This is a genomic window from Paenibacillus sp. AGC31, assembly GCF_057334655.1.
Genome location: NZ_JBHFJH010000033.1, coordinates 60,808 through 72,134 on the forward strand (window position 1 = coordinate 60,808; position 11,327 = coordinate 72,134).

The following is an 11,327-nucleotide window of genomic DNA, read 5'->3' on the forward strand; positions in this document are numbered from 1 at the left end:
ATGCTAAGCCATGTTTTCATCCTTGCTTTACGTATTTAAACGTTAAAAAAAGAGCCAGAAATTCACATTCTGTCTCTTCATTCAATCTATCCATTTATAACCTGTCGCTTCGGTATCCTAGGATTGAGCCGGAGCTTCAGCAGTCAAAACTGCTTTACGGGACAAGTTGATTCGACCTTGTGGGTCAATTTCCGTTACTTTTACCGTAATGGAATCACCGATAGCTACAACATCTTCCACTTTGGCAACACGTTCAGTTGACAGTTGCGAGATGTGTACCAGACCTTCTTTGTTCGGAAGTACTTCAACAAATGCACCGAATTTTTCTACGCGTTTTACTTTGCCGACATAAATCTCGCCGACCAATACTTCGCGCACAATACCTTCGATGATCGCTTTGGCTTTATCATTCATCTCCTGGTTGGAAGAAGCGATAAAGACACGTCCATCCTGTTCAATATCAATTTTAACACCGGTTTCTTCGATGATTTTATTGATAATTTTACCACCTGCACCGATAACATCACGGATTTTGTCCGGGTTGATATGCATCGTTGTAATTTTAGGTGCATATTGTGATAACTGCTCACGTGGAGTTTTCAAAATTTCGTTCATTTTGCCCAAAATGTGCATACGACCTTCTTTGGCTTGCGCCAATGCATCAGACAAAATTTGACGATTAATACCAGCAATTTTGATGTCCATTTGGATTGCAGTTACACCTTCAGGTGTTCCAGCTACTTTAAAGTCCATGTCACCGAGGTGATCTTCCATACCTTGAATATCACTCAGAATGGATACATGATCTCCATCTTTGATCAGACCCATAGCTACACCCGCAACTGGAGCTTTGATTGGTACACCTGCATCCATCATAGCTAAAGTGCTGGCACAGATACTTGCCTGAGATGATGAACCGTTGGATTCCAGAACTTCAGATACCAAACGAATCGTGTATGGGAAATCCGTTTCGGAAGGAATCACTTTGGAAAGCGCGCGCTCACCCAGAGCACCATGTCCGATTTCGCGACGGCCTGGAGCACGTAATGGACGAGCTTCACCTACGCTGAATGGTGGGAAGTTATAGTGATGCATGAATCGTTTCGTTTCTTCAAGACTGATTCCGTCCAAAATCTGAACATCACCCAGTGCACCCAGTGTACAAACGCTAAGTGCTTGCGTTTGACCGCGCGTAAACAGTCCTGTACCATGTGCACGTGGCAACAGAGATGTATCACATTCAATTGGGCGAATTTCAGCAAGTCCACGTCCATCCGGACGAACTTTATCATGCGTAATCAGACGACGCACTTCTTCTTTGACGATATCGTGCAGAACTTCCTTCACGTCTTTGAACAATTCCGGACTTTCAATATATTTCTCTTCAAAGTGAGCAACGGTTTCGTCATTCACTACATCGATTGCATCTTGACGAGCATGTTTCTCGGCGATTTTAACCGCTTCGACCAGACGAGCGCTGGCGAATTCACGCACGCTGCTGTTAACTTCAGTATTAACGGTACGCAACTTAACAGCCATTTTTTCTTTTCCAGCAACTTGCACAAGTTGTTCGATTACAGCAATAATATTTTGGATCTCATCATGTCCAAACATGATTGCTTCGAGCATCACTTCTTCCGGCACTTCGTTTGCTTCCGCCTCAACCATCATGATGGCATCTTTGGTTCCTGCAACGACCAGTTCAATATCACTGACTTCAAGCTGTGCAATCGTTGGGTTAATGATGAACTCGCCATCAATACGTCCAACTTTCACGCCACCAATCGGTCCGCTGAATGGAACATCCGAAATACTCAATGCTGCCGATGTACCAATCATTGCAGCAATTTGCGGTTCGCAATCCTGATCCACACTCATAACGATATTCAGAACTTGTACATCATTCCGGAAGCCTTCCGGGAACAAAGGACGAATTGGACGGTCTGTCAGACGGCTTGAAAGAATGGCTTTCTCACTCGGTCTGCCTTCACGTTTAATAAATCCTCCCGGGATTTTACCTACGGCGTACAATCTTTCTTCATAGTTCACCGTTAATGGGAAAAAGTCCAGATCTTTCGGCTCACTTGATGCTGTCACGGTACACAATACCACGGTATCCCCGTATGTTACCTTAACGGCAGCATTAGCCTGCTTGGCCAAACGCCCGGTCTCAAGCGTAAGCTTTCTTCCACCAAGCTGCATTTCAACACGCTGTTCCATGAAACCCCTCCTTATATTCGTTCCTAATTCAATGGATTCTGCATATTTACAGTATTTCCTGCTTGTCCTGCATTCATTAGCTATGTATGGAACTTTCAACATGCTAACCTGCACAACAAAAGCTCCTCACGGAGCCCCATCTACAAATATATGGCAACATGTTCATCTACAAAACAACCCGGCTGTAGGTTCCGCTTGTCCTTTTAGACAAAAGAATGACGGATAACAGCCAGGTTGGTTTTGAAAACATGTACGATAATTAACGACGCAATCCGAGTTTTTCGATCAGTGCGCTGTAACGTTTAACATCTTTGTTTTTCACGTAAGCCAAAAGCTTACGACGTTGACCTACCATTTTCAAAAGTCCACGACGTGAGTGGTGGTCTTTCTTATGCGTACGCAAGTGGTCTGTCAAACTTCTGATGTTTTCCGTAAGGATAGCAACTTGCACCTCTGGAGATCCTGTATCGGACTCGTGAGTTTTGTGCTCGTCGATCAGTTGTTGTTTACGTTCTTGAGTCAATGCCATCCTGTTCACCTCCTTCAATATAATCGCCATTAGCCTCGTCACCGCCGGTGAGAGCAAGCAACCAAGCCAAGGTTAATGTTGTCTTAATCGACAACGTAGTATAGTATATCATAATTGCCTAGTTAAAGTAAATGTAAACATGCATTTAATCCTGAACCTTTAAGATAACAGGCGGCCGGCAGTTAATGCATCTTCACGAATTTGGCTAATCAATGCATCAATGGAGTCAAACTTTCGTTCTGCACGAATATAGTGAACGAGCTCAACCTTTAGTTCCTGGTCATACAAGTGTCCATCAAAATCAAGCAGGTGCACTTCAAACGTAGGTTTCATCCCGCTTTCGTGAAACGTAGGTTTCACACCAAGATTCATTACGCCATGCAGTTCCTGTTTGCCATACTGCACACGAACAGCGTAAACACCCTTCGACGGGGTAACGTAATGATCCGTGAGTTCAAGGTTGGCTGTAGGAAATCCAATCGTTCGTCCACGCTTCTCCCCATGAATGACGGTTCCTCTGATGCTGTAAGGTCGACCAAGCCACTGACTGGCCTCATCCATCTCCCCACGCTTCAACAGGCCACGAATGAGAGAACTGCTCACTTTTTCACCATTTAACAAGAACGGAGGAACGGTTTCCACCGTCATCTCTCCTTCTCCCAAAGTACGAAGAAGTTGTTCATCCCCTGCACCCTTGTGACCAAAACGGAAGTCAAAACCCACCACCGCTGTTCGTGTCTGAAGAGGAATCAACAGGTCGTGTACGAATTGTTGCGGCGTCAACCGTGAGAAATCTTCATTGAACTCCACCACATAGAGTACATCAACGCCCATTCCTGCCAAGATATCTTCTTTATCTCTCAAGGGAGTTAAATAACCCTCGTAATCCCCTTTGCGCATAACTTCCTTCGGATGTGGATGAAAGGTCATGACCGCTGCCTGCATGCCCGTTTCCCGCGCAATGCGGACAGCTGATAAAATGACACTTGCATGTCCGAGATGCAGTCCGTCGAATTGACCAATCGCAAGCACTTGGGGCAGTGTGCTCAGCTCAGTCGAATGTAACGTCTGCGGATAGGTTAGCATTACGGTTTTCACAATCATTCACCTGCATTTCACTAGATAGGCCAAGCTTGAGCATCACCACAACTCCAAGCCCGAAACCTCTTTATTCCGGCAAAAAGACTTTAACTGCCCTCACCGTTGGTTTTAGTTCATCCCGCTCAAATATCCCCAGAAACGTACCATCCTGAGCATACAACCGCATTAACCCAGGTTGCTCTACAGGTGGTTCCAGAAGACGTGCAGACAGTTTCTGACCTTGAAGTGCTCCTTTGGTCTGTTCTTCTCCAACCTTGTGGGCCGGAATTGAAGAAATAGCCTCGTCAACAGGAATCAGCGCCTCCGCTAAAGTCCCGTCAGCCATAAGTTGTTCCACTTCTTCAATACGAAGACAACGATCTGCAGAGATACCTGCCGATATTGTACGCTCCAGTTGAACCATGGTCGATGGATATCCGAGTTGCCGGCCAATGTCTACACACAATGTCCGAATATAGGTACCTTTTGAACATAAAGCCCGGAAAGATATATCGGTGGTCTCACCCTGAGTCTCAATCCCTGTAAGTTCGAGCTCATAGATTGTGACCTCACGACTCTTACGCTCTACCGTCTTACCTTCACGAGCAAGCTCATAAAGACGTTTGCCGTCTACCTTTACCGCAGAATACATGGGTGGTACTTGAGAGATCGTGCCCAGAAACTGCTCTAGCACCTGTTGAACCTGTTCCTGTGTTACTTCCACAGTCGTTTCAGCCCGCTCAATGACTTCCCCTGTCATATCCTCTGTGTCAGTAGAGAGTCCCAATCTGAGCGTAGCCAGATATTCCTTCGGAAGCTCCTGCATGTACTCCACCACACGTGTCGCCCGTCCAAGACAGAGCGGCAGAACGCCTGTAACTTGTGGGTCAAGTGTGCCCGTATGCCCAATGCGCTTCATTTTGAGAATGCGACGCATTTTGGCTACAACATCATGAGAAGTAAATCCCGCCGGTTTATATACCGGAAGTACACCTTCAAATGGCTTTACCATTGTGAGTTCACCTGCTTCAGTACTTTTGTGACAATATCATCAAGTCTGCCTTCCAGACGACATCCGGCTGCAAGCACATGCCCGCCTCCGCCAAAGGTCTGGGCTAGTGCAGCAACATCAATCTTGCCAGCTGAACGCAAAGAAACCTTGACCGCATTCTCGTTGATGACTTTGAAAAAGATACCAACTTCCACGCCCTGAATGTTACGCGGATAATTCACTACCCCTTCAAGATCTTCATTAGCTGCTCCACAAGCCACCATATCATCTGGTGTAATAACAACCCAGGCTATCTTTCCATCATCCGTCATCTGCAGGCTTGATAGTGCCTGATTCAAAATCCGAACTTGCGGAAGAGTCACCTGCTCCAACAAGGTCTGGGCAAGATAGGGTCCATCCACGCCATGTTCAAGCAGTCTGGAGGCCGTTGTCATTACATTTGGGCTGGTGTTGGCATAGCGGAAGCCACCTGTATCCGTAAGCAATCCTGTATAAACTGCCGTCGCAACATCTTTATCCCATGTTACTTGGAACAGGTTAAGAAAATCGAACAAAATTTCAGCGGTTGCAGCAGCATCTGACTTAATGATGTTGACTGTACCATAACCGTCATTTGTAGGGTGATGATCAATATTCAAAATAACAGCATCGTCTTCGAAATAATGACGTGTCAAACCTACTCTGGCAAAGTCTGCACAATCCACACAAATAACAGCTTTATATTTTCGCTGCGGTGGTTGTTCGGTCATGTTCACAATGTTGCCTGCTTCCCACAAAAAATGCATACGCCCGGGAATTTCGCCTTCATTAATCATCGTGAATGTCTTACCCAGACATGACAGCAGCCAGCCCACCGTTACCGTCGAGCTGACTGCGTCACCGTCCGGCTGTACATGCGACACGACCAGGTAATCATCATGCTCCAGCAGAAATTGCTTTCCGGCCTGGAGCGCCTGTTCATAAGTGTGCATTGCCGTCTCCTCTATTCTGTTACTGGGATTCGTTCTTGTCGGAACCAATATCGCCAAGCAGCTTCTCAATTCGGCTGCCATAAGCGATGGATTCGTCAATCTTAAATATCAACTCGGGAACATGCCGGAACCGGATACGTTTGCCCAGCTCGGAACGCAAAAATCCATTTGCTTTTGCCAGAGCTTTGAGCGTGTTATCTTTTTGTTCCTGCTCACCGAAGACACTCAGATAAACTTTGGCTTGCGACAAGTCTCCTGTCACTTCGACTCCCGTTACCGTAATAAAGCCGATACGTGGATCTTTCAGTTCAGACTGGATGAGCAGACTGATTTCTTTCTTGATCTGCTCGCCCACTCTACCTGTACGAATCTTAGCCATCGTTGTTCACCTCATGCTTCCTTGCTTATCGTTGTACTGTCTCCATAATGAAGGCTTCGATAACGTCGCCCTCTTTGAGATCATTATATTTATCCAGTGTAATACCGCACTCGTAACCTTGGGCTACTTCTTTGGCATCATCTTTATAACGTTTCAGGGAATCCAGCTTACCTTCGTAAAGGACAATGCCATCACGAATCAGGCGTGCTTCCGCAGAACGCGTAATTTTACCCGAGGTAACCATACAACCAGCGATGGTACCCACTTTACTGATGGAGAACGTGCTCCGAACTTCAGCATGACCGATAACTTTTTCTTTGTAGATCGGATCAAGCATACCTTTCATCGCTTGTTCAATTTCTTCGATAACACTGTAGATTACGCGATGCAGACGAATGTCTACTTGCTCTTGATCTGCAGTTGCTTTCGCCTGGTTATCAGGACGAACGTTGAAACCAATCACGATGGCATTGGATGCTGCTGCCAAAATGATGTCGGACTCCGTGATTGCACCAGCGCCGCTATGAATGATTTTCACGCGTACACCTTCAACTTCGATCTTCGCAAGGGAACCTTTCAATGCTTCAACCGAACCTTGTACGTCACCTTTGATGATTACGTTCAGATCTTTGATCTCGCCATCTTTGATGTGTTGGAACAGATCATCCAACGTTACGCGAGTATGTGTACCCAGATCGGATTCACGTTGCGTAATCGCACGTTTGTCAGCGATGGAACGCGCTTTGCGCTCATCTTCAAACACCATGAATGGATCTCCCGCACCTGGAACTTCAGTCAAACCTGTGATTTCAACAGGTGTTGAAGGTCCAGCCTCTTTCAGACGACGACCTTTGTCATTGACCATCGCACGGACACGACCGAAGCAGTTACCTGCTACGAAAGCATCGCCGACTTTCAATGTACCGTGCTGTACGAGGATACGTGCAACTGGGCCACGTCCTTTATCCAGCTCGGCTTCAATCACTGTACCACGGGCACGTTTGTCCGGGTTCGCTTTGTATTCGTTCACTTCTGCAACCAGCAGAATCATTTCAAGCAGACCTTCCAGACCCATTCTTTGTTTCGCTGACACGTTAACAAAGATGGTATCTCCGCCCCACTCTTCAGGAACGAGTTCATAGCTAGTTAGTTCTTGTTTCACTTTGTCTGGATCAGCACCCGGCTTGTCAATTTTATTGACAGCCACGATGATTGGTAGCCCAGCAGCTTTGGCATGGTTAATCGCCTCAATTGTCTGTGGCATAACACCGTCATCCGCAGCTACGACAATAATCGTCATATCCGTAACTTGTGCGCCCCGTGCACGCATCGCTGTAAACGCTTCGTGACCCGGAGTATCCAGGAACGTGATCTTTTTGTTGTTGATTTCAACTTGATATGCACCGATATGTTGCGTGATTCCGCCTGCTTCGCCATCGGATACATTCGTTGAACGAATAGCATCCAGCAAAGTAGTTTTACCATGGTCAACGTGACCCATGATCGTAACTACTGGTGGACGAGCCTGCAAGTCAGCAGCATCATCATTCTCTTCCAGTGTTTCGAAACGGTCATCTTCAAGCACAATCTTCACTTCAACCTCAACACCGAATTCACCTGAAAGCAGAAGGATCGTTTCGATATCAAGCTCTTGGTTGATTGTTGCCATAACGCCCATAGCGATGAGCTTTTTGATAACTTCGGAAGCATCCTTATGGAGCAACTTCGCTGTTTCACCAACAGTCATATCACCACGAACGATGATTTTCTTAGGTGTGTTATCAATTTTTTCACGTTGTTGGTACTGTTGTTGATTTCTGTTGCGGTTGTTCTTGCCACCACGGTTACCACGGAAGTTGCCGCCACGGTTGTCATCATAACGACGTCCACCGCCACCGCTGTTCGAACGGTTACCACTATTGTTGTTGCTGCCAGTAGTGCCACCTGGGCCGCTTCTACGTTGGCCTTGTCCTTGGCTCTGACCTTGGCCACCGCTACGGTTGCCAGCAGTACCTGTATTACCACCGCTGTTAGGTCCTGAAGTTCTTACCTGACCGCCACCGCTGTTATTCGGACGTTGACCCGATCCTTGCGGACGGGATGCAGTACTGCTTTGTCCACCTTGAGCTGGTCTTGGACGGTTAGTTGATTGTCCTCCTTGGCTTGAGCCTTGGGAAGAGTTCGTTCTGTTGCGGCTGTCTTGGCCGCTGGGTCTTTGGGTGCCATTGTTATTGTTGGAATTTGGTCTATTGTTCATACCTACCTGCTTTTCCTGTTGTATTTTTGTTTGTACGGGACTACCGGATGGGTTACTGCTCTTCGGCGTGTTCACTCCGCCGGCCGGCTTGTTGCTGTCCACTGGTTTGTCACTGCGCACTGCCGAAGTAGCAACTGGTTTTGCATCGTTACTTTGTTTCGAAGCAGCAGTGGATTTTATATCTTTAAAAAATTGTTCCACCTTACCGACTGAACCATTCTCCATGACACTCATATGATTGTTTACGGGAATTTCCAGCTTTTTAAGAATGGTTATAATTTCTTTACTACTCATATTAAGGGACTTCGCATATTCATAAACTCGCAATTTATCCTTGTTTTCCTGTTTACTCAATATACTCCACCTCCGACATTATACCGACTTGCTTGGAGATCATTTTTGCAAACCCTCGATCCGTTACTGCAAGAACAACACGCGTGTCTTTACCGATACTTGAACCCAAACTATCCCGGTCAAATCCGATCAACAGAGGAACCTTATAAGTTCCGCATTTATCGCGAAATTTCTTTTGTGTATTGGCTGAGGCGTCACCCGCAACAATAACCATTTTAGCTTCGGAAGAACGGATCGCTTTAAGTACAATTTCTTCACCTGTTACAAGTTTACCTGCACGCATAGAGAGTCCCAAATAAGACAGCGTTTTAATATTAGTCATGTTCACGCTCCTGTGCTGCTTTGAATTCATCCTCAACCGCGATGAAGTCAGCTGCTAATTGCTCGTAAATTTCAGGTGAGACTTTGCCTTTCAACGCCCGATCCAAAGCCCGGTTTTTGAGTGCGAGCTTAAAACAGGACTCTTTGCCGCATAAATAGGCACCACGTCCGGATTTTTTGCCAGTCAAATCGATCAGCACTTCATCCTCTGGCGTTTTAACAATGCGAATCAGCTGCTTTTTGGGCATCATTTCTTGGCATGCCACACATTTGCGCAGCGGCACTTTTTTTGGTTTCATACGTCAGCGCCCCCCGTACTTTACTTTAGTCGACGGAGACGGAATCCTGATGCATTTCAGAAGAAGAATCTTTTTCTCTGCCGAATTCCTGTTCCGCCTGGCTCTCGCTCTTAATGTCGATTTTCCAGCCGGTTAATTTGGCTGCCAATCTGGCATTTTGGCCTTTGATACCAATTGCGAGCGACAGTTGATAGTCCGGAACGATAACCCGAGCCATCTTTTCTTCCTCAAATACATGAACTTCCAATACTTTGGAAGGACTCAGTGCATTAGCAACATATTCGTCTACCTGATCGGAGAAACGAACAATGTCGATTTTTTCACCGCGCAGCTCACCCACAATGGTCTGCACGCGCATTCCCTTAGGACCTACACAAGATCCAACTGGATCCACTTCCTCGTTGCGGGAATGTACGGCAATCTTGGAGCGGAACCCTGCTTCGCGAGCGACGGAGCGAATTTCAACTACACCGTCAAAGATCTCAGGCACTTCCAGTTCAAAGAGACGTTTCAAGAGGCCCGGATGGGTACGGGACAAAATGATTTGCGGCCCTTTCGTCGTATTCTCGACCTTGGTGATATACGCCTTAATACGGTCACCATGAACAAACTTCTCGTTCGGCATCAATTCGGTCAGCGGTAAAGCCGCTTCGATTTTGCCCAGATCGATGTAGATATTGCGCAAATCCTGACGCTGCACCACTCCCGTAACGATATCTTCTTCCTTATCTACGAAAGCGTTGTAGATCAGGCCGCGTTCGGCTTCACGAATCCGCTGGGTCACTACCTGTTTGGCAGTTTGTGCCGCGATACGTCCGAAATCACGCGGCGTAACTTCAATCTCCGCAATATCTTCCAGCTGGAAGTGTGGGTTGATTTCTCGTGCAGCAGGCAATGAAATTTCGGTACGTGAATCCAGGACTTCTTCCACGATCAATTTACGGGCATACACTCGAATAACTCCCGTATTACGGTTCATGTCAACACGCACATTCTGGGCCGTGTTGAAATTCCGCTTGTAGCTGGAAATTAGTGCAGCCTCGATCGCTTCAAACAGCACATCCTTGCTGATCCCTTTTTCCCGTTCCAATTCATTCATTGCTTCAATAAAATCCATACTCATGAATGTTGATCCCCCTTTCAAACATGGCATCTCATACGTAAAACGGCGAAAGGCTCTGAACTCATGAGCACCTTGCCGTTATCGTGAGATGTGTCTTTTTCATTAATAAAGTGAACAAGGCACTTAAAACAAAATAGCTAGGCGCGCACTGGCAACCTTATCATAAGAAATGGCATGCTGTTTTTTGCCTGCTTCGATCACGAGTTCCTCGTCATCAAAGGAAAGCAGCTTGCCTTCAAATTCCTTCAATCCGTTCACCGGCTCGTAGGTTGTAACAAAAACATTTTTGCCTACAGCTTTGGTAACGTCCTCAGGTTTTTTCAGTGGACGCTCCGCACCGGGAGAAGACACTTCAAGGAAATAGATGGTTGGAATCGGATCGTTCTCATCCAGCTTGGCGCTCAGCTTTTCGCTGATCAAGACGCAATCGTCGATGTCGATGCCACCCTCTTTGTCGACATACACCCGTAAAAACCAGTTGCTGCCTTCTTTGACGTATTCGATGTCAACCAGCTCGAAGCCTTGTTCGTTCAAGTAGGGTTGGATCATTTCTTCCACGGTAGATTTAATGTTCGTTGTGCTCAAAACCAATAACCTCCAACTTAGGTTACACCAGCAAAAAAGCACTGGCAGATTATTCAATACCCAAGATTCTTGTATACCAAAGACTAAAGAGTGGGTTTCCCCACTCTTTAGAAATTCGTACTATCTCGTTCACTTCAAAAATTATAACATAGTCTGGTAATAGTGACAAGTAAGCGATGGTTCTGGCAGTTTACTTA

General features: G+C 46.3%; 11 protein-coding genes. All 11 read right to left on the minus strand.

Going from position 1 to position 11,327, the window contains the following annotated elements; genetic code table 11:
• Positions 1–117 precede the first annotated feature (117 nt).
• The gene (pnp, locus tag ACE04G_RS21180; protein WP_101313440.1) at positions 118–2,220 is read right to left on the minus strand and encodes a polyribonucleotide nucleotidyltransferase; all 2,103 of its coding nucleotides are present in this window, start codon (positions 2,218–2,220) and stop codon (positions 118–120) included.
• 259 nt (positions 2,221–2,479) lie between these two features.
• Positions 2,480–2,749, minus strand: coding sequence for a 30S ribosomal protein S15 (gene rpsO, locus ACE04G_RS21185; protein ID WP_056700672.1), 270 nt, complete (start codon positions 2,747–2,749; stop codon positions 2,480–2,482).
• 159 nt (positions 2,750–2,908) lie between these two features.
• Positions 2,909–3,847, minus strand: coding sequence for a bifunctional riboflavin kinase/FAD synthetase (locus tag ACE04G_RS21190; RefSeq protein ID WP_397376292.1), 939 nt, complete (start codon positions 3,845–3,847; stop codon positions 2,909–2,911).
• A gap of 70 nt (positions 3,848–3,917) precedes the next feature.
• On the minus strand, positions 3,918–4,841 hold the full coding sequence (gene truB / locus ACE04G_RS21195; RefSeq protein ID WP_221824151.1) for a tRNA pseudouridine(55) synthase TruB: 924 nt from the start codon (positions 4,839–4,841) through the stop codon (positions 3,918–3,920).
• Positions 4,835–5,812 carry a DHH family phosphoesterase gene (locus ACE04G_RS21200; protein WP_221824153.1) on the minus strand — a complete coding sequence of 326 codons (978 nt, stop codon included), beginning with the start codon at positions 5,810–5,812 and terminating at the stop codon, positions 4,835–4,837. The genes truB and ACE04G_RS21200 overlap by 7 nt, the downstream gene beginning before the upstream one ends.
• 19 nt (positions 5,813–5,831) lie before the next feature.
• Positions 5,832–6,191 carry a 30S ribosome-binding factor RbfA gene (rbfA, locus tag ACE04G_RS21205; RefSeq protein ID WP_017689140.1) on the minus strand — a complete coding sequence of 120 codons (360 nt, stop codon included), beginning with the start codon at positions 6,189–6,191 and terminating at the stop codon, positions 5,832–5,834.
• A gap of 25 nt (positions 6,192–6,216) precedes the next feature.
• Positions 6,217–8,802: a translation initiation factor IF-2 gene (gene infB / locus ACE04G_RS21210; RefSeq protein WP_221824155.1), complete on the minus strand. Its 2,586-nt coding sequence runs from the start codon at positions 8,800–8,802 to the stop codon at positions 6,217–6,219.
• Positions 8,795–9,124, minus strand: coding sequence for a L7Ae/L30e/S12e/Gadd45 family ribosomal protein (locus tag ACE04G_RS21215; RefSeq protein ID WP_017689142.1), 330 nt, complete (start codon positions 9,122–9,124; stop codon positions 8,795–8,797). The genes infB and ACE04G_RS21215 overlap by 8 nt, the downstream gene beginning before the upstream one ends.
• Positions 9,117–9,422 (minus strand): RNase P modulator RnpM, encoded by a 306-nt coding sequence (rnpM, locus tag ACE04G_RS21220; protein WP_017689143.1) that lies wholly within the window; start codon positions 9,420–9,422, stop codon positions 9,117–9,119. Before rnpM ends, ACE04G_RS21215 begins: the two co-directional genes overlap by 8 nt.
• A 25-nt stretch (positions 9,423–9,447) precedes the next feature.
• On the minus strand, positions 9,448–10,545 hold the full coding sequence (gene nusA / locus ACE04G_RS21225) for a transcription termination factor NusA (protein ID WP_062833827.1): 1,098 nt from the start codon (positions 10,543–10,545) through the stop codon (positions 9,448–9,450).
• Between the two features lie 123 nt (positions 10,546–10,668).
• Complete coding sequence (gene rimP / locus ACE04G_RS21230; protein WP_047842499.1) at positions 10,669–11,130, minus strand: ribosome maturation factor RimP; 462 nt, start codon at positions 11,128–11,130, stop codon at positions 10,669–10,671.
• Between the last annotated feature and the right edge of the window lie 197 nt (positions 11,131–11,327).

Excerpts from the sequence above, each read along its gene's own strand:
- pnp (WP_101313440.1), bottom strand. The coding sequence starts at position 2,220 with ATGGAACAGCGTGTTGAAATGCAGCTTGGTGGAAGAAAGCTTACGCTT.
- rpsO (WP_056700672.1), bottom strand. The coding sequence starts at position 2,749 with ATGGCATTGACTCAAGAACGTAAACAACAACTGATCGACGAGCACAAA.
- truB (WP_221824151.1), bottom strand. The coding sequence starts at position 4,841 with ATGGTAAAGCCATTTGAAGGTGTACTTCCGGTATATAAACCGGCGGGA.
- ACE04G_RS21200 (WP_221824153.1), bottom strand. The coding sequence starts at position 5,812 with ATGCACACTTATGAACAGGCGCTCCAGGCCGGAAAGCAATTTCTGCTG.
- rbfA (WP_017689140.1), bottom strand. The coding sequence starts at position 6,191 with ATGGCTAAGATTCGTACAGGTAGAGTGGGCGAGCAGATCAAGAAAGAA.
- ACE04G_RS21215 (WP_017689142.1), bottom strand. The coding sequence starts at position 9,124 with ATGACTAATATTAAAACGCTGTCTTATTTGGGACTCTCTATGCGTGCA.
- rnpM (WP_017689143.1), bottom strand. The coding sequence starts at position 9,422 with ATGAAACCAAAAAAAGTGCCGCTGCGCAAATGTGTGGCATGCCAAGAA.
- nusA (WP_062833827.1), bottom strand. The coding sequence starts at position 10,545 with ATGAGTATGGATTTTATTGAAGCAATGAATGAATTGGAACGGGAAAAA.